We start from the raw sequence: 21,978 nt of genomic DNA, 5'->3' as shown, positions 1-21,978 counted from the left end.
CATGAAGAATTATAATAAAGGATTGCTATGCATAATGGTTTTGTCTGCTATGTCATTAATGGCTGCTCAAGATAAAACGATTTATGTTAATACTTTTGATGATGAAGATAATACCAATCCGAATAAATGTTCATTGCGTGAAGCGGTGAAAGCAGCAAGTTTGAATAAAGCTTATGGGGGGTGTAGCGCAGGTAATACCCTAAATGGTCAAAAAGATATTATTCAGCTAGAAGCGGGTGAGTATAAATTAGAAAAAGAAATTGCTCCTACTAGCCAGATTATTATTCAAGGAAAATCACCTGCTGACTGGAAGCAAAAAAGTCCGCTTACTAATGATTACCCATTAATGGGTAATTTAGTGAGTAAAATTAGTGGCCAAAATAAGACTCGTATTTTTAATACTATAAATAGTGAGTCAGCACTCACCTTGCTGCAAGTCGAGCTTACTCAAGGATATTCAAAAGAAGATGGTGGTGCTTTATATCTGGCCGGCCCACTAGTTATGAATAGCAGTGCAATTACGTCTTCTAAATCTGAAAAAAATGGTGGTGCAATTTATTTTGTTTCGCAAAATACTGAAAAGTCATTATCACTTTCACGTACATTAATCGAAGGAAATAATGCGATTCTCGGTAGCGTTATGGCAATGGATTGCGAAGCGAATTTACTGAGTACCAAAGCCAGTATTGATGTGAGTTACAGCAGTATTGTTAATAATGGAAATCAGGGAAATAGTAACAGTACTTTAGACTTTTGCGGTAATTCAGCCGTTAATTTAACTGCAAATACGATTGCAAAAAATAGTGCTGCGGGCAGTAATGGAGCAATCATCAATACTGTTGCATCATCTGGTCATCCGACCAGCTCATCATCTTCTTTGCTTTTGAATAGTAATACTATTGTAGAAAATAAAGCAGCAAGTACCTTATATTATGATGAAAAAGGCACTAAAGCATTAAGTTTTAATGTACTTGCTTACAATGTGGGTCGTTCATGTGGTTATAGCAGTGCTAATAATGTAGCTATTGATGATGTAACGATATCAGCAATCAATAATGCAATAGAACTTACAGGTAGTGGCGAATGTACTTTACCTACTGCGAGTACGGCATCTACTTCAAATAATATTAATGTATCTGGCATTAGTATAACCTCATTATTATCGGCCTATCAGGTAGCGTCTGAATACAATACTTATTTACCTCTTTATTATCCAAAAGATAATCAGTTGAGTAATGACTTGGTTGATATTGGAACAACGGGCTGTAGTGATTATGACCAAAGAGGATTGGAACGTGTAACTGATGGCACTTTAATTTTAGATCCAACACTTAAGAATAGCTGTGACATTGGTTCTGTTGAGCTGATGAGGCCTACTGCTGCAGATATTGTCAATTTAACCAATAGCTCTGCTGTTACATTAATAGATGCTTTGCAAGCTGAAGTGGATAGATTAAAAGCTTTGGTGACAAATAAGAATACAAATTCTGATTATTTGATTATGTACAATGATGATTTGTCTAAAGCTGAAAGCTTACTTAAATATACAAAGCAATATCAGGGTTATCGCACCATTTATGTTGATCCGTTTAAATTCGCCTTAACAGATGAAGTAGAGGTTGGTACGAATGGTGCTAAACGTCTCACACCCTTAGATTTAGATAATTATGATGTATCTGCTGTATCATACGGTGTGGGAAGTAGTCAAAGTGCAAATGCCAGCATTGACTTATCTAGTATTCAACCTGATAGCAAATTAAAATGCGAATGGAAGCCTGATTTAAAAAGAATCATGGTTTACCGATTGGAAGATCATATAACGAATAGTGCAAATTCTGAATATTGTAAGTACACGCTTAAAAATAAAGAAACAGGAGTGCTTTCTACAGGACTAATTTCTGCACGTTTTACCAATATCGCGCCTGTAGCAAACGATGATACATATTATATTAGTTCGAGTTCTAATCTGGAAATAACGGTTAATCCTTTAGAAAATGATAATGATGACGGAGATGGATCAACGTCTGGTTTATCATTTGTAAAAAAACCATTTTATGCAAATCCAACAATAGGTGAAATTCCAATTCAAATTGAAAAATTACCAGCTGGATTGACGGTGTCAGCAGAGCGTCAAGGACCTTGTCCTGGTAATAATGCAGCAAATATTTGTTATGGTGGAAAGTTACATTTTACTGTGAAAAACAATTTCAGCCAATTTGATTATCCAGTCACCTATAAAGTATATGATGCAGATGAAATCTCATCAAATATCGCTACCATTTATTTGACCAATACTGTACAAAATACCAATACATCATCAAGCGGTGGTGGTGGGGCATTTGGGCTATATGGTGTGTTTGCCTTGCTAGGTTTAGGTTTATATCGACGTTATCGCATGAAATGATAAAAAGGCCGCTGATCTCAGCGGCCTTTTTATTGGTGTAAATATTCGTAAAAAAAATTGAATTAATGACTCGCAGTTTGAGGTAAATATTTACTGATATATTCATCCCGAATAGCTGGTCGATCTTCAGGAGCTGCTTTCTGCATACGGATGCCTAACTCTTTACGTTCTTGGCTACTCATTTTTTGCCACGTATCACGCATTTTTTGTTTTTCTTGTTCTGGAAGTTGGGTAAACCAGTCCATACGCTGCTGCAACGTGGTACTTTGCGCATCAGGTAATTCCTTTAAGGATTGATAACGCTGGATCAATGCACGTTGTTCTGCATCGGATAAGGTCTCCCAAGTTTCTGCCACTTGAGTATCTGCATCTTTGGAAAAAATCCAAAAACGTTCAAAGCCAGCAAAACTGGTTTGTAAAAAACCGAGTGCACAAAAAGCAAATGCTAATCTTTTAGCTGCCATGGGGAACCTTGTCCTCACCTAAAACCATTAACATCTCCAAATCTTCAACCATTTGTGGGGAGAGTTTTGGAGTAACCACAACCTGATTCTGTGGTTTTGCTGCCATTTCCATGGAGTTTGGGAACACCACAAAGCCTGCGATTGCTGCAGCAAGTGCAAAACCTGACATTTTCCAAAGTCCATAACGCGATGTTTCACGCTCATGAATTTCTTCAATGACATGATTCATCACGACGGGTTTGCCTTGGTGATGCTGTGCCAACCCATCGAGTTTGGAAGTAACTTGTTTTAAGAAATCATCTTGTTTCATTCGGATGACCCTCCACGATATGGATTCAAATGTGCTAAAGCAGCTCTAAGACCTTGAATAGCACGATGATAATGCGTTTTTACACTACCTTCACTGCATTCCATGATTTGTGCAGTAGTGTGTGTATCAAAACCTTCCCAAGCGCGTAACATAAAAGCCTGTTGCTGCCGAACGGGAAGCTGAGCAATCGCTTCCTGTATTTCTTCGGCAGTTACCGCTTGATCAAGAAAATCGAATGGACTAGGTGTACTTTCATCGACAATATCATTCAGTTCAATATCGTCGTCATCCAGACTGACCTTTTTAAAAAAAGAAAAAGGTTGCGCACGACGGACTTCTTTTCTACGCCAATCCTGTAGTTTATGGTTCAAAATGGTGTAAAACAGGGGATACCACTCATCAGTACATTTGTCGGCATAGGCTTTGTGCAAGGAAATAAATGCTTCTTGCACCAAGTCCATGGCGATGCCCTGTTGACCTTGAGTCGCACTCTCCATCATCACTAAAGCACGTCCAGTCACATCCTGCATAAAAATTTTCAGGCGTTGTTCAGCCGTACTCTTCAGAGTACTCAAATTTTCCGACTGAGACTGTTTCGGTGCTGAATCCATAGAGATGGAAAATCCTGTCATTGGATACCCACCATTATTTCCATATTCATAAGCACATAACGTTGGAAATAATGGTTTGGTTGACAAAAATAATATTATTTTTCTAGTGTAATCTATTTTTTAACATCCACCAGTGATGTTTAAAATAAAGTAAACAAAGATCAAGTTTATCAAATTATAAACGTTGACGGACCATTTCAAAGAAACATACAGAACCAGCAATGGCAACGTTTAATGATTCTTGTCCACCGGGTTGCGGGATGGAAACGGCTTGCGCATGCGCGAGAGCATAATCCGATACACCTTGACCTTCGTTGCCTAAAATCCAGACACAAGATTTTCTTAAGTCTTTAGAATATAAGCTTTCTGATTCATGTGAACTGGTGACATAGACAGGGATTTTAAATTGATCCATGATGTCTTCCAGTGCAACATTTTCATAGGTCTGCAAGGCAAAATGTGCCCCCATTCCTGCGCGCAGTACCCGCGGAGACCACAGTGAGGCCGAACCTTTGGTGCAGACAATTTGTTGAATTCCGGCAGCAGCAGCAGAACGGAGTAGCGTGCCGACATTTCCCGGATCTTGAATATTTTCCAGAATTAAGGTGTCTGCTGTGAAATCCAGCGCTTGGCGTGAACTCGGTAAATCGACAATTGCAAGACAGGCTAGAGTGGTACCCAGCGTACTTAAATCTTTGTACAGGGATTCACTAATGACAAAGACCGCACCCTGATATTGTTCAGCTATCCGATCAAAATCAGGATGGTTTAAGGCCTGTTCGGTGGTAAAAATAGATTTGATTTTTCTATCTTCAGCTAACCAGGCCAAACATAAATGCGTGCCTTCAAGAACCGTCTGGCCTTGTTTTTTACGATATGAATTCTGTTCAATCAAGCCACGTAAATGCTTAATTTTAGGGTTATCTTTAGATTCGAGGAAAATAGTGGGCATGGGAGATGAGATCCACGGAAGTAAGTAAAAGTCACTTACTTCCGCTATTAAAATTAATGATGGTAGCTAGTGACAAGATCAACTTCATTTTTAGAGCCAATTACTACAGGAACACGTTGATGCAGTTCAGTCGGTTGAATGTCGAGAATACGTACACGACCAGTAGTAGAAGCACCACCAGCTTGTTCCATTAGCATACTCATTGGGTTTGCTTCATACATTAAACGTAGACGACCAGCTTTTTTCGGATCTTTGGTGTCATATGGATACAAGAAAATACCGCTACGGCAAAGAATACGGTGAATATCACCGACCATGCAGGCAACCCAACGCATGTTGAAGTCTTTGCCACGTACTGCAGTTTTACCGTCTTGCAGTTCAGCAATATAACGTTTTACTGGTTCTTCCCAGTGACGTTGATTTGATGCATTGATGGCAAATTCTTTGGTATCTGCTGCAACTTGAATATTTTCAGAAGTCAGTAAAAATTCTTTCGTTTCAGGATCAAAAGTAAAGAACACCACACCCGCGCCTACAGTTAATGCCATCATGGTTGATGGACCGTAAAGCACGTAACCAGCAGCCACTTGGTTGGTACCGGCTTGCATAAAGTCTTCAGCTTGAGTCACTGCATTTTTGGCAGGTAAAATCGAGAAAATTGTACCGACACACATGTTGATATCGATATTGCTTGAACCATCAAGTGGATCAAACAGAACCAGAAATTCGCCATTTTCTTGCGCAGGGGTAAATTCATCTAATTCTTCTGAAGCCAAACCACCGACATGCGGATGCACTTTTAAGGCATCAATCAAATAGTCATTTGAAATCACGTCAAGTTTCTTTTGTTCTTCGCCTTGGACGTTTTCGTGCTGAGCGCTACCCAATACACCTGCCAGCGCGCCTTTTTGTAATAATTGATCAATGGCTTTGCATGTATTACCAATAGTTTCAATTACTTGAGCAAGTTCAGGCGTTAAATTCCCTGTTTTTTGTTCTAGGAATTGGGAAAGGGTACGATATGACATGACAGGAAAACTCCAATTAGAAAATGATAAAAAATTATCAAAAGAATATGGGAGAGTATTTTAGATGAGAACGTAGCAAAAGAACAATTAAACTCGATTATTTGTGGTGATTTTACTCTTGTAAGTTCTGTGGAACATGCTATGTTGAGGTTCAGAGGATATGGAAAACGTGATAGGAGCACAGTTATGACAACGCAAAAGTTTGATGCGACTCCAACGCCAAATGAAGCTATGAATTTAGACGATATTTCTGACGAGAAAGTGAAAGCAGCCTGGAAAGATTATGAAGCTAAACCTGAATACAAAAAATTCAACAAGCATGATTTGATCGAATCCATGCAACATCCGAAAGAAGAGTCTAAAGAATCTGAACAAGCTTAAGATTCTGTCAAGATATAAAAAAAGCGCTCCAGTTGAGCGCTTTTTTTATGCACACTTTATTTTAATAAAGGTGGAACAGCTTCATAGTTAATTTCTACGCGGCGGTTTTCTTTCCATGCATTTTCGTCATGACCAGCATTAATTGGCATTTCTTTACCATAGCTTACAGCTTCTAGTTGGTTAGCAGCAACACCATTGGTAATTAGGAAGCTTTCTACCGCTTTGGCACGACGTTCACCTAAAGCCATGTTGTATTCACGGGTACCACGTTCATCGGTATGGCCCGTTAAAGCCACTTTTGAATTGGCATTGGCTACCAAGAATTGAGCGTGAGCTTGAAGGGTTTGATAGTCTTCGTTTGAAAGTTCGCTACTGTCATAGTCAAAGTGAACTACACGTTTTGCTAAAAATGCTTTATTGGCAGCAGTAACACCTTTAGATGACGCACCTGCCAGATTTTGTGCATTCAAAGCAGCATCTTCACTTAAACCTTCTGTGCTGACTGTAGTTGCTGTACTCGGATTTTGTCCTGCCTGAATTTCAGCTGCAGGCTTACGGCTGGCACAACCTGTCATGACCAATGCTGTTGCCAGAATTGGAAGAGCAAATAGTTGAACTGCTTTCATCTTTATCTCCATGATTATCATTACTTTAAATTAATATGATTAATTCGGTTGAATTGTTATTTAGGGGCCCAGGCAGGCTCGCGCACTTCGCCCTGTTCACTTGGCAAGTTCATGCGGAAACGGCCATCCAGTGACATGATCGATAATAAACCACGATTACCTTCACGGGTGGCATAAACCACCATTTGGCCATTTGGCGAGAAGCTTGGTGATTCATCCAGACTGGTTGGGGTGAGAATGTTGGTAATACCGGTGTTGATATCCTGAATGGCTACTTTATAGTTACTGCCACTTGGACGGTGAACTAATGCAATTTTTTTGCCATCCGCACTTAATGTACCACGGGCATTAAATGCACCACGGAAGGTTAGACGCTTACTGGTGCTATTGGCAAAATTATAGGTATAAATCTGCGGTGAGCCGCCGCGGTCAGAGGTGAAAATAAAAGATTTACCATCTGGTGCATAACGGGCTTCTGTATCAATTGCGCTGTCATTGGTCATACGCTCTAGTTCACGCGTATCCAGATTCATTTGATAGATTTCAGGATTGCCATGCATAGAGGCGGTAAACAACATGCTCTTGCCATCTGGCGAGAAGCTGGGTGCACCATTTAAACCACGGAAGCTAGCCAGTTTTTCGCGTTGACCGGTGGCCAAATCTTGTACATAAATTGCCGGGCGTTTGGTTTCGAATGAAACGTAAGCAATTTTTTTCGCATCTGGTGTCCAAGCTGGTGACAGGATTGGATCACGAGAAGTCAGGATGGTTTTAGGCTGTTCACCATCTGTATCGGCAATTTGCAGGGTATAACGCTGTTCAGGCGTTGCAGGGTTGCGCAGTACATAGGCAATACGGCCGCTAAAATCGCCTGGAATACCAGTCAATGCCTGATAAATCGCATCACTAATCATGTGACCCGCCTGACGAATACGTGAAGCTGGTACAGTCAACAATTCATTTAATAGGTATTGCTGTTTTTCGATATCATAAAGCTGATAATGAACTTCGAAACTGCCATTATCAGTCGCTTTTACCGTGCCTGTGACCACATAGGGCACACCTGCAGATTTCCACGCCGCTGCATTGGGCGTATTCATACTTGCTGTTGCAGGCAGATTCTTGGAAGCGCTGGAAAATTTGCCTGAACGATTGAGATCATTTTCGACAATTGGGTAAATACTTTGATCATTATTAAACGGAATAATGGCAATTTTGGGCGCTTCTTCAGGTGCTTTTGCAATCTCCAAATGCAATTGTGCATAGGATTGCGTGGCAAATACTGGACTTAAAGCGGTCAAGATAGTTAGGCAAAGTAGATGTTTACGCGTCATTTCCATCATCTGCTACGTACTCTAAAGATGTAAATTATTGTGAATATGGTTGTGTCACATAATGGCATGATTTTGAATTATTAAAAGCACATCATTATGACTAAACTGTTATAAGACTGTGAAAAGTGAATAAAATTTTAGCTATTTAATCGAATGCCTAGTTTAAATGCGAAAAAAAGCCACATCAATCACAATTTGATGTGGCTTTTTTCTATTTTGCGGTAAAGCTTGATGTAAAGGTTCTAGCTTCACGTCGCGCATCAGGATCGGAAGGCATCGGGTAAGGCGCGGCTGCACGTACAGCGGCTTCTACACTGGCTTTCATGTCAGGGTCACTCGAGTTTACAATCACCGACTGAACCGAGCCACTGTCACTCAAGGTGACACGAGCTGTGGCTTTTTGACCAGACGAACCACTTGGAATGTCCCAAGCACGTTTGATTCTATTTTCGAAGTCACGTTTTGCAGTTGAAGCAATTTTCTTTGCTTCAGCCTTTTTGGTTGCCGCTTCTTCTGCAGCCTGTTTCGCAGCTGATGCCTTGGCTTCTTCAGCTGCACGTTCACGTGCTTCTGCATCAGCTTTTGCTTTAGCAGCCGCGTCAGCTTTAGCTTTATTAGCTGCATCAGCTTTTGCTTTAGCAGCCGCATCGGCTTTGGCTTTAGCAGCTGCATCGGCTTTGGCTTTAGCAGCTGCGTCAGCTTTGGCTTTAGCAGCCGCATCGGCTTTGGCTTTATTAGCTGCATCAGCTTTGGCTTTTGCAGCCGCATCAGCTTTGGCTTTATTAGCCGCATCGGCTTTGGCTTTTGCAGCTGATTCAGCGCGTTGTTTATCAGCTTCCGCTTTTCTTAATGCATCTGCTCGGACTTTTTCAGCTTTGGCTTTAGCAATCGCATCGGATTTTTGCTTCTCTGCTTCTGCATTTGCTCTAGCAGCATCGGCTTTGGCTTTATTAGCTGCATCAGTTTTTGCTTTAGCAGCTGCGTCAGCTTTAGCTTTATTAGCAGCATCATTTTTAGCTTTTTCAGCTGCCTCAGCTTGGGCTTTTAATTTATTGGCTTCAGCAATTTTTGCATTTTCAGCGGCTTTTTGCTCTGACTTTTGCATTGCTTCAGCAGCGGCTTGAGCTTGCTGTGCCGCTTTATTGCTATCAGGTTGTGCTAGCGCTGGAGCAGGTGCAGGCGGCGGAGCTGTTGGAATTTCAGGTGCAGGCTCTACGCTCGGTTCAGCAGTTTGAGTAATCTGTTCAGCAATATTGTTATGAGCTGTTTCATCAAACTCTGTTTCTTGACGGGTTACAGGTTTTAAATCTTCAGGCTTAATTAGAACCGTTGTGATCTTTTTAGGTGGTTCGGGTGGTTTACTCATGCCGAGATAAAGTAAGCCAACCACTGCAATGACATGCACCCCAAGGGTGAAGCCAATAGCAACTGCTTTTTGTTTAAAAGGCGGCTTTTTAAAATCTTTCATAAATTATTTTAATGGCTCAGTCAGTAAACCTACTTGTGTTAATCCTGCATCTTGCAGTGTAGACATGAGTTTCATGACTTCACCATAAGGACGAGATTCACTGCCGTTAATGAGCACACTCATTTGTTTTTTCTGTTCGGAAGCTTCACGTTGTGACTCAGTTAGTACTGTTTTCAGTTCATTAATTGTAAGCACATTATTATTATGCGTTTTATCTTCAAGTTTAATGGTGCCATCCGCTTCAAGGGTAACAATAGCAGGACGGTCTTCAGCTTGCATTGGCGTACCATTGGCTTGAGGTAAATCTACTTTGACACCTGTGGTAATCATTGGTGCGGTCACCATGAAAATCACCAAAAGCACCAGCATGACGTCAATATACGGCACGACATTCATGTCACTTTTCAATGGTTTTTTTATACGCTCAAAGCGTCCAGAACGTTGAATCGCCATTAGTCATTTTCCTGTGTAGAACCCACAGTCTGACGTTGTAATAGCGCCACCATTTCTTCAGCAAATAAAGCACGGTCTGAATAAACAGCTTCACCTTTAGCGGTGTAATGGTTAAAGGCCAAAACGGCTGGAATGGCTGCAAAAAGACCAATAGCTGTTGCAATCAATGCTTCGGCAATACCGGGTGCTACGGTGGCCAATGTGACCTGATCGACATCTGCCAAGCCAATAAACGCATTCATAATGCCCCAGACTGTACCGAAGAGGCCGACATAAGGTGCAACAGAACCAATGCTTGCCAAAGCACCCAACCCTTTCTCTAAGCCGCCTTGGTCGCGGCTGAGGCCAACTCGCAAAATGCGTTCAGTACCTTCAATGCTTTGTGTAGCAGGGGCATTGCGCTTTTTGAGTTTGAAAAATTCACCCAAGCCCTGATAGAAAATATCTTCCAGACCGACACGTTTGGAATTGAGCTGGGCATTGTTGTAGAGGGTATTTAATTCGGCACCGGACCAGAAAATTTTCTGAAAATGTTCATCATCGGCCTGGGCTTTTTTATAACTCATATGTAACTTGGCAATCAGATACCAACTATATAATGATGCCAGCAAGAGCAGGAGCATTACCAGTTGAACCACAGGACTTGCTTGTAAAATAAGATCTGATACGTGTAGCGAAGATTCTAGTTGTGTTGCCATAGTTACAATGTGCCAATAAATTTTTTTAGTCTTGTCCTAACTCTTTCAGAATTAGTGTACGGATTTCCTCAGGAAGTCGTGTTGGTCGCATGCCGTCTACGCTAATACAGGCCAATTCGACTTCACCAGATGCAAGCATGATTTCACCACGATAAATATTTTGTTGCAATACAAATGATGTCGCTTTACACGAAACTACACTCGCTGTAACAGTAATCAGGTCGTCCATAAGGATAGGGCGCGAATATTTTACGTTAATTTTATGAACAACAAAATTATAATCTTTTTGGTGCCAGTAGTGGTCTACACCCGAAGCACGTAGCCATTCGGTACGAGTACGTTCCATAAAACGGATATGGTTTGCATGATAGACAATGCCGCCTGCATCGGTGTCTTCAATATATACACGAATGTTGAATTCGAACTTATTCGCCATGATTGTATCCCGCTTTATGATTCAATTTTGCATTTTGAGCTTGTGTTTTAGCTAAATATGGCGTCTGTGAATGTGACGCTATTATTGCTAAGAGTCAAGCTGTGTAATGCGTTGCAGTTTAGCATCATGAGATTTGAGTCCAATGGCACAAGGTTTCAAATCAAATCTATTCTGTACGCTATTAATAAAACTTTTAGCCATAAAAAAGTGAGCATAGGATGCTCACTTTTATGCAAATGTCGTTTATTTTTTTAACGCTTGCGTCTTTTTCCAGTCTGTCTGTACCTGTTGGGCAACTTTTGGATAATCCAGAACAAAGCGCACATGACTTTCTACCCCGGTTTTTAAGGTCGCATTATCAACGATAAAGAAAGGGTTGTGGTTAGGCGCAGCTTTGCTCATGTCCTGATTGGCAGGCGTTGCGCCGAGAAAGACAAACAAGGATGGCATCAGCTGACCATAATAGGCAAAATCTTCACTGGCACTGGCGTTATTGTCCAGCACATGCAATTTATCTTTGCCATTCACTTGTGCAAGTGTGGGCTGCATTAGCGCGGTTAAGGTTTTATCGTTGGTAGTTACAGGCGCGTATGGCGCAATTTCCACTTTTGCCGTGACATCATTGGCTGCGGCATTATGTTCGAGCATTTTGGGTAAATTTTTTAAAATGCCTTGGCGGACATCTTCACTATTAGAACGAATGGTCCCGATCATATTCACTTGTTCTGGAATGACATTGCCTGTAGTTCCGCCGTGAATACTGCCAATACTGATCACGCCCATGCCTTTGGTTAAATCGGCCTGACGGCTGATTAAACTTTGCATGTTATTGATCATCTGTGAAGACGCATAAACCGGATCACGACCGAGCCAAGGCATAGAGCCATGTACCTGTTTACCATTGACCTGAATGCGCAGATGATCGGCACTGTTTAGAATCGCACCATCCTTATATAAAATATTGCCACTAGGCATACCCGCCATCACGTGCATACCAAAAATCACTTCCGGTTTAGGATTATTCAACGCACCATCGGCAATCATTTTACGTGAACCGATTAAATGACCTTGGGTGAAGTTATCAACATCGGCACCGCCTTCTTCAGCCGGTTGGAAAACGAATACCACAGTACCGGCAATTTTATCTTTATTCGCTGCTAAAGCCTTGGCTGCACCCAATAACATGGCGGTATGGGCGTCGTGGCCGCAGCCGTGCATAACATGTACTTCTGTACCTTGGTAAGTGGCTTTGACCTTACTGGCAAAAGGCAATCCGGTTTTTTCTTCAATCGGAAGGGCATCCATATCGGCACGTAAAGCCATCACAGGGCCCTGTTTAGCGCCTTTCAGTACCCCAATGACACCTGTTTTAGCATAGCCTTTACGTACTTCAATGCCATAAGATTTCAACTCTTTTTGTACCAGCTCAGAAGTTTTGAATTCCATATTGCCAAATTCGGGGTGTTGATGAATATGTTCCCGGAGCTGAATGGTATGGGTTTCTACGTTTTTAACGGAATCCTCAATCCAGTCTGCAAGGCTCAGCTGGCTGCATAGGAAAAGGGGAAGACTCAGGCAAATCTGTTTGTGCATGTCCATATCTTTGAAAAATCCTTAAATGTTTGAATCAATTAAAAGGATGTTCTAGGATTGCACAATGCATGAATTTTGAACAAAACTCTTTAAGTATTTTAAAATGCATATGAAATATAGAATGCTTTAGTTATTTGAATATAAAGATTTTATTAGATTAACTTTTGCGGCATGAAATAACGGCCCTGTTAAATATTTGAGTTTAAAATGAGTGGTTTTTTAAAATATATCCTGATATTCGCCCTGGGTTTTGCCTTGTGGTCATATTGGCTGAAACCGGATAAGGGCATTTCAGATGCAGCGGATTATCAAACGGTTGGGGGTCTTCATCAGTTTCAGGGCTATAGCATGACCCATTTGGAACCTTATACGGGTGAGTTCCGGGTTTTATCTAAGGAAAATTATAATTTTGGTCGTGAATCCGAGATTAGCCCGGTTGATTTTGCTCTGGGATGGGGAGCAATGGCTAATCCTGAGGTTTATAAGCAGTTATCCATCAGTCAGAGTAACCGCTGGTATTACTGGCGTTATGAAAATGCACCGCCAATTCCAGTCAGTGAAATTTCAACACATAGTGCTAATACGCATTTAATTCCTGCAAACAAAGCAATCGCCAAACAACTGGCTCAAATTGATCAAGATAATTTAATTTATTTAAAAGGCCAGTTAGTGGAAGTCAAAGCACAAGATGGGTGGACTTGGCGGAGTTCTTTAAGTCGTGAAGATACCGGCGGTGGTGCCTGTGAGCTAATGTTGGTGGAAGAGGTAAGGGTGATTGCTAAGTCTTAGGGCCTTTATTTTTAGTGGTGTTAGTTTGTTAATCAAACAGCAGCTATATGCTTTGATTTTGTGCTTATAAGAAGTTTTAGAATTCTCTTAGATAAATTATAAGATTTCACTGCCACAATTTTTCAATAAAATTGAAATGCATTTGTGTAGGCAAAGTCTTACTTTTGAGAGGCCAAAATGAGAGCTCAAAATATATTTTGGGTTCGCAAGAAAAGCCTTTGTTACCCATACACAACATCCTTGTTGTGATGGCTAACGTGTGGCATCCCTGCCACACTCGTGTATCCAAAGCTTGCTTAAATTAAGCTATGAAATACTAGTGAACCTAAGTTGTTTTTAAATCATTTATCTTTCGGCTCTGGCGGTGTCATGCCAAATTGCAAATATGCCATATTGGTGGCAATACGGCCTCGTGCAGTACGCATGGTATAGCCTTGCTGAATCAAATAAGGCTCAATGACATCTTCCAAAGTACCTGAATCTTCAGCCATTGCGGCTGCCAATGCTTCTACACCAGCAGGTCCACCATCAAAACGTTCAAGCAACATACTTAAATAACGACGGTCTAAAGTGTCTAAACCATCTTTATCTACATTCAGCATGTCCAGCGCACGTTGCGCCATGTCTTGAGTCACTTCGCCCGTACCTTTGACTTGAGCATAGTCACGCACGCGACGCAGCAAGCGGTTGGCAATACGCGGTGTACCACGTGCACGACGGGCAATTTCTTGTGCGCCATCGGCTGTCATCGGAACATCCATTAACGATGCTGAACGCGACACAATATGAGTCAGGTCTGCTACTGAATAAAATTCTAAACGTTGCACAATCCCAAAACGGTCACGTAGCGGAGAGGTGAGCAAACCGGCACGTGTAGTGGCCGCGACTAAAGTAAATGGTGGCAAATCCAGTTTGATGGAACGTGCACCGGGGCCTTCACCAATCATAATATCCAGTTGGTAATCTTCCATTGCTGGATACAGAATTTCCTCAATCACAGGAGAAAGACGGTGGATTTCATCAATAAAGAGCACATCACCTTCTTCCAGATTGGTCAGCATAGCAGCCAAATCACCTGCACGTTCGAGGACCGGACCTGAAGTGGATTTCAGGTTGCCGCCCATTTCCCGCGCGATAATATTGGCCAGCGTAGTTTTACCCAAACCTGGTGGGCCAAAAATCAGGGTATGGTCGAGGGCTTCGCCACGGCCACGGGCTGCACCAATAAAGATTTCCATTTGCTCACGGACTACGGGCTGACCGATGTAGTCATCCAGTGAAGTTGGACGAATGGCGCGATCAAAATGATCTTCGGGTTTTTCAGTACCACTGATGAGACGGTCTTGCATAAGTTTGGCTTCAAATTAAAACGATTTTAAAAAACAAAATACATGCGCTAGGCATGGCGGTGTCTTTTCAATACTATTTTTACTCAGGGAATAACCTGCGGTTCGCCTTACTTTTGTTTCGACAAAAGTAAGCAAAACCATTGTCATTCGCAAAACTCGTCGAATGATGATGCGAATCAACTATATCGCAGAAACATTACCGCGCATATGTTTCCTGCCTCGAACAGTTGCGAATGACGTTTACGCGTATCACATAATTTTTGTGATCAAACTTTTGGGGATTTTATTTATTCATCGACTTTAACGCTGCACGGATAATGTCACTGGCTTCAGTAAAGTCTGCTTTAACGGCATTAATCAGTTTTTGTGCTTCAGCAGGTTTATAGCCTAAAGACTGTAAAGCCGCTTCCGCTTCAGCAACTGGTGAATTGGAGCTGAACTGAATTTGGGTCGCAGTCGAGTTGGTTGGGGCAGAACCTGTGGCAAGCGCTTTAAATCGGTCACGTAGCTCAATCATTAAACGTTCAGCGGTCTTTTTGCCCACGCCTGGCACTTTAACCAGTGTATTTACATCTTCATGTTCAACGGTATGGATCAGCATTTCTACACTTAAAGTCGACAGAATACCCAGCGCCATTTTAGGTCCTACACCGTTGACTTTGAGCAGGGTGCGGAAAATGGTTTTCTCTTGGGCATTTAAAAAACCGTAGAGCAATTGCGCATCTTCACGTACCGCCAAATGTGTCCATAGGGTCACTTTCTGGCCTTTTTGTAATTGGCAAAATGTTGAAAGTGGCGTATCCACTTCATAACCCACGCCATTGACGTTTAAAAGTACAGTTGGTGCTTCTAAAGCAATTACTTCACCAATGAGACATCCAATCATGTTGATTTATTCACTTATCTATCGTTGCTTGCATAGTAGAGAGCATTTGTCCTAAAGGCAAAATGCTCAGCTATAATTCGTTAAAATTCGCAGGAATATTAACCTGTATTTATTGAAAAACTTAGATCAAGCCTGCTTTATTACCTTGTAATTCCTGCGACAGGTTATAGGCTTGATGGTCAGAGAATTTCGAAATAATGTCCAGCACCTGCATAATATTGTCATAGTGATTACTGCCAAAATGTGCCCCTGAACGTTGCAGAATTGACATTAAACGTTGCTCTTTAAAGCTCAAGGCTTTATGTGGCGTGGTCAGCGGAATAAAGGCGTCCAGAATATTTTGCAGACTTTGATGGGCAATAATTTCCAGCCCGGCTTTTTGTGGGTGTTCAAAAATCTTGTCCCGTGCCAGTTCTTTGGCACGATTGATCCCGGGTTCAATATCGGCAGTACAATATTGCAATAAACTGCCTTTAAGCAGGCCGCTCAGAATTTCAAAATGATGCTTGGCAAAAGCGGTGGTTACTTCTTCGACCAGACGTTTCATCACGCGACCACGCAGGGCAGCAATTTTTTGTTGCCAGGTGGTATCCGGCATGGAAAGCTCGTTCGGCATGCTGTAGTCACCCAGCAAACTGAGGAAAATCGGTTCGACTTCTTCATAAGAAAGCATATTTAAAATAATGCCATCTTCCAGATCAATTAGTGCATAACAAATATCATCAGCTGCTTCTAATAAATAGGTCAGCGGATGACGGCAATAGTGATATTCACCCAGCTTGATGAGTCCAAGTTGTTCCGCAATTTGCTTCAATATCTCTTTTTCAGATTGATAACAGCCGAATTTTGCCCGTTGACTGGCCGGACGATCACCTTGCGAAGCAATGGTTTTAGACAGCCATGGGTATTTTAAATAAGCTCCTAAAGTGGCATAAGTTAGGCGCATGCCGCCGTCATTCGGATGATAGTCAATCTTGGTCAGTAAGCGTAATCCTTGGGCATTGCCTTCAAATTGACGTACATCAGCCTGTTCTTCCGGGGTGAGTTTTTCAAGAAAATTGCCATGTGATGCATCATCAAACCATTCACGAATGGCATATTCACCGGCATGGCCAAAAGGCGGATTGCCAATGTCATGTGCCAGACAAGCGGCCTGAATAATAGCCCCCACATCGGCCGGGGAAATCCAGACCGGGAGTTCATTTTTTATTTTTTCAGCGGCCAGCATACCGAGGGAGCGCCCGATACAGGACACTTCGAGAGAATGGGTTAAACGGGTATGAATACCATCGTGCTGGGTCAGTGGATGAACCTGAGTTTTACGGTTCAGTTGACGAAAACTTTGTGAAAATATAATCCGGTCGTAATCTTTATGAAATGGGCTACGAGCCTGTTCTGTACTTTGTTTTTTGCTACCAATCCGAACCGTCGAAAGCAGTTCTAACCAACGCATTTGTTCCATTTATCATTATTCAGTGATGACCTGAATTCATCATGCCAAAAAAAAGTGCAAGCGACTAGAGCGGGGCGACATGATTTGTCTTTCTGATAAAGAGTTGAATAGGGCATTAAGGTTTGAGAATGTCATTCATGGATATTCAAAATCTCAAGTATAGAAATAACAAATAAAAATACCGAACTGAGCAACACTTGCGCAAAGATAATGGATTGAACTTAAAACCAAATTTTCCAATCATATTTAGAAACAAGATACTCATCGCCCAAAATTTTCATGTGATTCAAAATTTTTATATGAAAATTAAAGTTTTCTGCAATGTTCGGGAGTGAATACATGGCACATTCATGAATTTCTATCTAGCTGATTTGGTTAATACGAAGTAGAATATGCGCTCTCTCTAAGTCACATTGGCGGTATGGTCCAAAAGACCTGCCCGTGGAGCCAAAATCAGCATGTTTATCGTGGCCGGTGCACCAGCACACTCTTCTTTTAAGAAAACTCAACTCTTAAACCGTCTCGCGTCAATGAGTTCTGTTCAATCAATTGAAAGTCAATGGATTTATCTGTTTGATCAAGCGCTCAACGAGCAGCAGCATCAATCTGCATTACAACTATTAAACGATGGTGCTTCTTTTGAAGTTCGCCAAGCGGCAAATGATGAAATTCAAATTCTTGTTACACCGCGTTTAGGCACGATTTCACCGTGGTCTTCTAAAGCGACTGACATTTTTGCCAACTGTAATACTCCGATACACCGCCTAGAACGCGGTGTTTTGTTTACTTTAAAGGGTATTTCAGAAGTATCCAATGATGTTAAACAGGTTTTACATGACCGTATGACTGAAAGTGTGTTCAATCATATTGATGACGCTGCGGCTTTATTCTCTGAAACTGCACCAAAACCTTTAAATAGCATTGATATTTTGGGTCAGGGTAAAGAAGCACTGGTTAAAGCCAACTCTGAATTTGGTTTTGCCTTATCCGATGAAGAAATTGATTATTTAACCGAAGCGTTTAACAAGCTTGGCCGTAATCCACATGACATCGAATTGATGATGTTTGCTCAAGCCAACTCTGAGCATTGCCGTCATAAAATCTTTGGTTCTGAATGGACAATTGATGGTGAAAAACAGCCATTGTCATTGTTCCAGATGATCAAAAACACCTATAAAGAATCTCCAACAGACGTATTGTCAGCATATAAAGACAATGCATCTGTAATCGTGGGCTTTGACACGCAGCGTTTCTATCCGAAAAAAGATAATGAAACAGGTCACCACGTTTATAAATACAAGAGCCAGGCCGCTCACATCCTGATGAAAGTGGAAACCCACAACCATCCAACAGCGATTGCACCATTTGCCGGTGCTGCGACAGGTTCGGGCGGTGAAATCCGTGATGAAGGCGCAACAGGTCGTGGTGGTAAACCGAAAGCAGGTTTAACCGGTTTCACGGTTTCTAACCTGAATATTCCAGGCTTTGAACAGCCTTGGGAAGAAAACTATGGCAAACCATCACGTATGGCATCGCCACTTCAAATCATGATTGAAGGCCCATTGGGTGGTGCTGCGTTTAACAACGAATTTGGTCGTCCAGCCTTAAATGGTTACTTCCGTACATTTGAACAAAATGTAAATGGCGATGTAAAAGGCTTCCATAAGCCAATTATGATTGCTGGCGGTTACGGTAACATCCGTCCGGATCACGTTGAAAAAGATGCGATTCAACCGGGCGACTTGCTGATTGTACTTGGTGGCCCAGCAATGCTGATCGGTTTAGGCGGTGGTGCAGCTTCTTCGGTAGATAGCGGTAAACTCGGTGAAAACTTAGACTTTGCATCTGTACAGCGTGAAAACCCAGAAATGGAACGCCGTTGCCAGGAAGTGATTGATGCCTGCTGGCGTATGGAAGATTTCAACCCGATCGTGTCTGTACATGACGTTGGTGCTGGCGGTGTATCTAATGCTATGCCTGAACTGGTCAATGACCATGAATTAGGTGCAATTCTTGACCTTCGTAAGATTCCATCGCTTGAGCCGGGCATGTCTCCAATGGAAATCTGGTCGAACGAAGCGCAAGAACGTTATGTGTTGGCAATTCGTCCAAGTTCTTTAAGCCTGTTTGAATCGATCTGTGCCCGTGAACGTTGTCCGTTTGCGGTATTGGGTGAAGCGACTGAAGCACGTCAGTTAACTGTTGAAGATCCATTGTTTGAAAATAAAGCCGTGGATATGCCTATGCAGGTGATGCTGGGTGGTACACCACGCATGAGCCGTGCATATGAAACTGTTGAACGTAAAGGCGATGACTTTGCGGCATCTAAAGTCACTGATTTGAAAGATGCGATTTTCCGTGTGCTTAAGAACCCGACTGTGGCATCTAAATCATTCCTGATCACTATTGGTGACCGTTCAATTACCGGTATGGTGGCACGTGACCAAATGGTCGGTCGCTGGCAAGTTCCAGTTGCGGATGCTGCGGTAACGACTACCAGCTTGCAAGGCTTTACCGGTGAAGCGATGGCAATGGGTGAACGTCCACCTGTAGCACTTTTGAATCCTGCTGCGTCTGCACGTTTGGCTGTGGCTGAATCAATCTCGAACATCATGTCTGCAAAAATCGACCAGATCAGTGACATTAAATTGTCTGCAAACTGGATGGCTGCTGCAGGCCAAAAAGGCGAAGATCAGGCCTTATTTGAAGGTGTTAAAGCCATCGGTATGGAAATGTGTCCTGCTTTAGGTATCGCTATTCCTGTCGGTAAAGACTCATTGTCTATGCGTACTACTTGGAATGACGAAGGCGAAGACAAATCTGTAACTTCTCCAATGTCAGGCGTGATTACAGCATTTGCACCTGTGACTGATGTACGTAAAACATTGACCCCTGAACTTAAAAATGAAGATTCAGTACTGGTACGTATTGATTTGTCTAAAGGTCAATTCCGTCTAGGCGGTTCGATCTTGGCTCAAGTGTATAAAGCAATCGGTTCTGTAACCCCTGACGTTGATAGCTTCGATGACTTCAAAGCCTTCTTTGCATTGGTTCAAGACTGGAATAACCGCGGCTTGATCAAGGCTTACCATGACATCGGTGATGGTGGTTTATTGGCGACTGTTGCGGAAATGATGTTCGCTTCACGTCTGGGTGTAGCACTGGAAGATCAATCGACTGAAGCTTTATTCGCCGAAGAAATTGGTGCAGTACTGCAAATTGCTAAAGCAGATTGGGCAGCGCTACAAGCCGAAGTTGCTGAATCAAGCTTAAAAGATGCGATTAGCGTTGTGGGTCGTGTAAATAACACTGATCAATTGGCGATTAATGGTTTAGTGCTTGAACGTGCTGAGTTACAAGTGGCTTGGACTGAAGTTTCACATCAAATTCAACGTTTGCGTGACAACTCTGAAACAGCAGATTCAGAATTTGCTTTAATCACAGACCAAAACCACAAAGGTATTATTGCACAGCCGACATTTGACCTGAATGAACCGGTTGAAGCACCGTTTATTAATTCACGTCGTCCAAATATGGTGATCTTGCGTGAGCAAGGCGTAAATGGTCAGGTGGAAATGGCAGCAGCATTCGACAAAGTCGGATTCAATACTGTCGATGTCCACATGAGCGATTTACTGGCGGGCCGTATCAGTCTGGATGACTTTGAAGGTATTGTGGCTTGTGGTGGTTTCTCTTACGGTGACGTGATGGGTGCAGGCGGTGGCTGGGCGAAATCAGTCTTGTTCAACCCTAAACTGCGTGACCAGTTTGAGAAATTCTTCCATCGTCCAGAAACTTTCTCTTTAGGGATCTGTAATGGTTGTCAAATGTTGTCGCAATTGGCTCCGCTGATTCCGGGTGCTGAAGCTTGGCCTCGTTTCCACCGTAACACTTCAGAAGTGTTTGAAGCGCGTGCAGTGAACGTTCGTGTGGAAAAATCGAACTCGATTCTGTTAGACGGTATGGAAGGTTCGATTTTACCAATCGCAGTTGCGCATGGTGAAGGTCGTGTGGTTGCAAGTGACGACAAACTGGCAGCATTAAATGCCGGTAACCAAATCAGCCTACGTTATGTAGACAGCTTGGGTAATCCTACCCAGCAATATCCGCTGAACCCGAACGGTTCACCAGAAGCGATTACCGGTGTAACGTCGAAAGATGGTCGTGCAACGATTATGATGCCGCACCCTGAACGTAACTTCCGTGCCATTCAGCACTCTTGGAAACCTGAAGAGTGGACTGAAGATGGGGCATGGTTACGTATGTTCCGCAATGCACGTAAGTTCATTGGTTAATCTTCCCTAAGATGCTGAAAAGCCACCTTCGGGTGGCTTTTTTATTTTGAGTTTGTTTTTCATTTTGTCGTTGGATTTTATTTTGTTTTGTGAACTTGGTTTAAATTTTGCATTAATGCTGTTATTCAGAACTTTTGTGCAAATATTGCACTGTTTTGGATATGTAGAAAAAGAAAGATGTTTGGCCGCAGTAGATTCAGTCATTGAATGGAATAGTGAGGTGAGAGCATGATAAAAACAGCAGATTACACGGATAAAGTGGCCTTACGTCAAAAAGGCTGGAAGTGGTTTGGTGTGGTGGTGAGTTTGCAAATGTTGTTTGTAGGCATCAGCTATTTTCTAAATAGTTAATCTATAAAAGCCACCAGAAGGTGCATAAGGTTTATGTTTTAAATATTGCCTTACTTTTGACGCAGCAAAAGTAACAAAACTGCTTTGTTTGGTAGAG

At 42.2% G+C, this 21,978-nt stretch carries 20 protein-coding genes; 5 read left to right on the top strand and 15 right to left on the bottom strand.

The annotated features are described in order from the left end of the window. Position 1 precedes the first annotated feature (1 nt). On the top strand, positions 2 to 2,404 hold the full coding sequence (locus tag FB6_RS08510; RefSeq protein ID WP_174559593.1) for a CSLREA domain-containing protein: 2,403 nt from the start codon (positions 2 to 4) through the stop codon (positions 2,402 to 2,404). A 62-nt stretch (positions 2,405 to 2,466) separates the two neighbouring features. Here the strand turns inward: FB6_RS08510 and FB6_RS08505 are convergent, their stop codons facing one another. From FB6_RS08505 to FB6_RS08485, 5 genes are all read right to left on the bottom strand, one after another. Next, a complete protein-coding gene (locus tag FB6_RS08505) occupies positions 2,467 to 2,868 on the bottom strand; it encodes a DUF3106 domain-containing protein (protein WP_174559592.1) in 402 nt (133 codons plus the stop codon). After that, positions 2,858 to 3,178: a hypothetical protein gene (locus FB6_RS08500; RefSeq protein WP_174559591.1), complete on the bottom strand. Its 321-nt coding sequence runs from the start codon at positions 3,176 to 3,178 to the stop codon at positions 2,858 to 2,860. The genes FB6_RS08505 and FB6_RS08500 overlap by 11 nt, the downstream gene beginning before the upstream one ends. Beyond that, positions 3,175 to 3,789 carry an RNA polymerase sigma factor gene (locus FB6_RS08495; RefSeq protein ID WP_174559610.1) on the bottom strand — a complete coding sequence of 205 codons (615 nt, stop codon included), beginning with the start codon at positions 3,787 to 3,789 and terminating at the stop codon, positions 3,175 to 3,177. The genes FB6_RS08500 and FB6_RS08495 overlap by 4 nt, the downstream gene beginning before the upstream one ends. Before the next feature lie 175 nt (positions 3,790 to 3,964). Further along, entirely contained in the window at positions 3,965 to 4,741 is a 777-nt protein-coding gene (locus tag FB6_RS08490) for a TrmH family RNA methyltransferase (protein WP_174559590.1), read from the bottom strand. A 53-nt stretch (positions 4,742 to 4,794) separates the two neighbouring features. Beyond that, positions 4,795 to 5,769, bottom strand: coding sequence for a class 1 fructose-bisphosphatase (locus FB6_RS08485; RefSeq protein ID WP_174559589.1), 975 nt, complete (start codon positions 5,767 to 5,769; stop codon positions 4,795 to 4,797). 186 nt (positions 5,770 to 5,955) lie between these two features. Between FB6_RS08485 and FB6_RS08480 the strand changes: the two genes are divergently transcribed. Beyond that, complete coding sequence (locus FB6_RS08480) at positions 5,956 to 6,150, top strand: NF038105 family protein (RefSeq protein ID WP_174559588.1); 195 nt, start codon at positions 5,956 to 5,958, stop codon at positions 6,148 to 6,150. A gap of 56 nt (positions 6,151 to 6,206) precedes the next feature. Here the strand turns inward: FB6_RS08480 and pal are convergent, their stop codons facing one another. The 7 genes from pal to FB6_RS08445 form a co-directional block, all read right to left on the bottom strand. After that, positions 6,207 to 6,776, bottom strand: a complete 570-nt coding sequence (gene pal, locus FB6_RS08475; RefSeq protein ID WP_174559587.1) for a peptidoglycan-associated lipoprotein Pal — start codon at positions 6,774 to 6,776, stop codon at positions 6,207 to 6,209. A gap of 56 nt (positions 6,777 to 6,832) precedes the next feature. Continuing rightward, positions 6,833 to 8,116 carry a Tol-Pal system beta propeller repeat protein TolB gene (gene tolB / locus FB6_RS08470; protein ID WP_174559609.1) on the bottom strand — a complete coding sequence of 428 codons (1,284 nt, stop codon included), beginning with the start codon at positions 8,114 to 8,116 and terminating at the stop codon, positions 6,833 to 6,835. 205 nt (positions 8,117 to 8,321) lie between these two features. After that, positions 8,322 to 9,578 carry a cell envelope integrity protein TolA gene (tolA, locus tag FB6_RS08465; RefSeq protein WP_174559586.1) on the bottom strand — a complete coding sequence of 419 codons (1,257 nt, stop codon included), beginning with the start codon at positions 9,576 to 9,578 and terminating at the stop codon, positions 8,322 to 8,324. Between the two features lie 3 nt (positions 9,579 to 9,581). Continuing rightward, positions 9,582 to 10,031, bottom strand: coding sequence for a protein TolR (tolR, locus tag FB6_RS08460; protein ID WP_174559585.1), 450 nt, complete (start codon positions 10,029 to 10,031; stop codon positions 9,582 to 9,584). Continuing rightward, the gene (gene tolQ / locus FB6_RS08455) at positions 10,031 to 10,729 is read right to left on the bottom strand and encodes a protein TolQ (protein ID WP_174559584.1); all 699 of its coding nucleotides are present in this window, start codon (positions 10,727 to 10,729) and stop codon (positions 10,031 to 10,033) included. The genes tolR and tolQ overlap by 1 nt, the downstream gene beginning before the upstream one ends. A gap of 25 nt (positions 10,730 to 10,754) precedes the next feature. Beyond that, positions 10,755 to 11,165: a tol-pal system-associated acyl-CoA thioesterase gene (ybgC, locus tag FB6_RS08450; protein WP_086196177.1), complete on the bottom strand. Its 411-nt coding sequence runs from the start codon at positions 11,163 to 11,165 to the stop codon at positions 10,755 to 10,757. 243 nt (positions 11,166 to 11,408) lie between these two features. Next, a complete protein-coding gene (locus tag FB6_RS08445) occupies positions 11,409 to 12,764 on the bottom strand; it encodes an amidohydrolase (RefSeq protein WP_438819963.1) in 1,356 nt (451 codons plus the stop codon). A 201-nt stretch (positions 12,765 to 12,965) separates the two neighbouring features. Here FB6_RS08445 and FB6_RS08440 point away from each other — a divergent pair, with 201 nt between their 5' ends. Then, positions 12,966 to 13,547: a hypothetical protein gene (locus FB6_RS08440; protein WP_174559582.1), complete on the top strand. Its 582-nt coding sequence runs from the start codon at positions 12,966 to 12,968 to the stop codon at positions 13,545 to 13,547. Positions 13,548 to 13,888: 341 nt separating this feature from the next. Here FB6_RS08440 and ruvB read toward each other — a convergent pair whose 3' ends face one another. The 3 genes from ruvB to FB6_RS08425 all read right to left on the bottom strand — a co-directional run bounded on the left by ruvB (position 13,889) and on the right by FB6_RS08425 (position 17,244). Then, complete coding sequence (gene ruvB / locus FB6_RS08435; protein WP_174559581.1) at positions 13,889 to 14,896, bottom strand: Holliday junction branch migration DNA helicase RuvB; 1,008 nt, start codon at positions 14,894 to 14,896, stop codon at positions 13,889 to 13,891. Between the two features lie 283 nt (positions 14,897 to 15,179). Then, the gene (ruvA, locus tag FB6_RS08430; RefSeq protein WP_174559580.1) at positions 15,180 to 15,782 is read right to left on the bottom strand and encodes a Holliday junction branch migration protein RuvA; all 603 of its coding nucleotides are present in this window, start codon (positions 15,780 to 15,782) and stop codon (positions 15,180 to 15,182) included. 121 nt (positions 15,783 to 15,903) lie between these two features. Continuing rightward, positions 15,904 to 17,244 carry a deoxyguanosinetriphosphate triphosphohydrolase gene (locus tag FB6_RS08425; RefSeq protein WP_174559579.1) on the bottom strand — a complete coding sequence of 447 codons (1,341 nt, stop codon included), beginning with the start codon at positions 17,242 to 17,244 and terminating at the stop codon, positions 15,904 to 15,906. Positions 17,245 to 17,693: 449 nt separating this feature from the next. Here FB6_RS08425 and purL point away from each other — a divergent pair, with 449 nt between their 5' ends. Next, positions 17,694 to 21,530 (top strand): phosphoribosylformylglycinamidine synthase, encoded by a 3,837-nt coding sequence (gene purL / locus FB6_RS08420; RefSeq protein WP_174559578.1) that lies wholly within the window; start codon positions 17,694 to 17,696, stop codon positions 21,528 to 21,530. A gap of 228 nt (positions 21,531 to 21,758) precedes the next feature. Then, entirely contained in the window at positions 21,759 to 21,881 is a 123-nt protein-coding gene (locus tag FB6_RS16560; protein ID WP_254592217.1) for a KGW motif small protein, read from the top strand. The last annotated feature ends 97 nt before the right edge of the window (positions 21,882 to 21,978 follow it).

The sequence above is a fragment of the Acinetobacter bouvetii genome, from assembly GCF_902753875.1.
Lineage (GTDB): Bacteria > Pseudomonadota > Gammaproteobacteria > Pseudomonadales > Moraxellaceae > Acinetobacter > Acinetobacter bouvetii_A.
The sequence above is the reverse complement of the archived record's forward strand: the minus strand, read 5'-3'. Positions and strand labels throughout refer to the sequence as shown.

What these genes read in the sequence shown, in the direction of transcription:
- FB6_RS08485 (WP_174559589.1), bottom strand. Translation starts at nt 5,769, where the DNA reads ATGTCATATCGTACCCTTTCCCAATTCCTAGAACAAAAAACAGGGAAT.
- ruvA (WP_174559580.1), bottom strand. Translation starts at nt 15,782, where the DNA reads ATGATTGGATGTCTCATTGGTGAAGTAATTGCTTTAGAAGCACCAACT.
- ruvB (WP_174559581.1), bottom strand. Translation starts at nt 14,896, where the DNA reads ATGCAAGACCGTCTCATCAGTGGTACTGAAAAACCCGAAGATCATTTT.
- FB6_RS08445 (WP_438819963.1), bottom strand. Translation starts at nt 12,764, where the DNA reads ATGGACATGCACAAACAGATTTGCCTGAGTCTTCCCCTTTTCCTATGC.
- FB6_RS08500 (WP_174559591.1), bottom strand. Translation starts at nt 3,178, where the DNA reads ATGAAACAAGATGATTTCTTAAAACAAGTTACTTCCAAACTCGATGGG.
- FB6_RS16560 (WP_254592217.1), top strand. Translation starts at nt 21,759, where the DNA reads ATGATAAAAACAGCAGATTACACGGATAAAGTGGCCTTACGTCAAAAA.
- ybgC (WP_086196177.1), bottom strand. Translation starts at nt 11,165, where the DNA reads ATGGCGAATAAGTTCGAATTCAACATTCGTGTATATATTGAAGACACC.
- tolR (WP_174559585.1), bottom strand. Translation starts at nt 10,031, where the DNA reads ATGGCGATTCAACGTTCTGGACGCTTTGAGCGTATAAAAAAACCATTG.
- FB6_RS08425 (WP_174559579.1), bottom strand. Translation starts at nt 17,244, where the DNA reads ATGGAACAAATGCGTTGGTTAGAACTGCTTTCGACGGTTCGGATTGGT.
- FB6_RS08480 (WP_174559588.1), top strand. Translation starts at nt 5,956, where the DNA reads ATGACAACGCAAAAGTTTGATGCGACTCCAACGCCAAATGAAGCTATG.
- FB6_RS08495 (WP_174559610.1), bottom strand. Translation starts at nt 3,789, where the DNA reads ATGGATTCAGCACCGAAACAGTCTCAGTCGGAAAATTTGAGTACTCTG.
- FB6_RS08505 (WP_174559592.1), bottom strand. Translation starts at nt 2,868, where the DNA reads ATGGCAGCTAAAAGATTAGCATTTGCTTTTTGTGCACTCGGTTTTTTA.
- FB6_RS08510 (WP_174559593.1), top strand. Translation starts at nt 2, where the DNA reads ATGAAGAATTATAATAAAGGATTGCTATGCATAATGGTTTTGTCTGCT.
- pal (WP_174559587.1), bottom strand. Translation starts at nt 6,776, where the DNA reads ATGAAAGCAGTTCAACTATTTGCTCTTCCAATTCTGGCAACAGCATTG.
- tolB (WP_174559609.1), bottom strand. Translation starts at nt 8,116, where the DNA reads ATGGAAATGACGCGTAAACATCTACTTTGCCTAACTATCTTGACCGCT.
- FB6_RS08440 (WP_174559582.1), top strand. Translation starts at nt 12,966, where the DNA reads ATGAGTGGTTTTTTAAAATATATCCTGATATTCGCCCTGGGTTTTGCC.
- purL (WP_174559578.1), top strand. Translation starts at nt 17,694, where the DNA reads ATGTTTATCGTGGCCGGTGCACCAGCACACTCTTCTTTTAAGAAAACT.
- FB6_RS08490 (WP_174559590.1), bottom strand. Translation starts at nt 4,741, where the DNA reads ATGCCCACTATTTTCCTCGAATCTAAAGATAACCCTAAAATTAAGCAT.
- tolA (WP_174559586.1), bottom strand. Translation starts at nt 9,578, where the DNA reads ATGAAAGATTTTAAAAAGCCGCCTTTTAAACAAAAAGCAGTTGCTATT.
- tolQ (WP_174559584.1), bottom strand. Translation starts at nt 10,729, where the DNA reads ATGGCAACACAACTAGAATCTTCGCTACACGTATCAGATCTTATTTTA.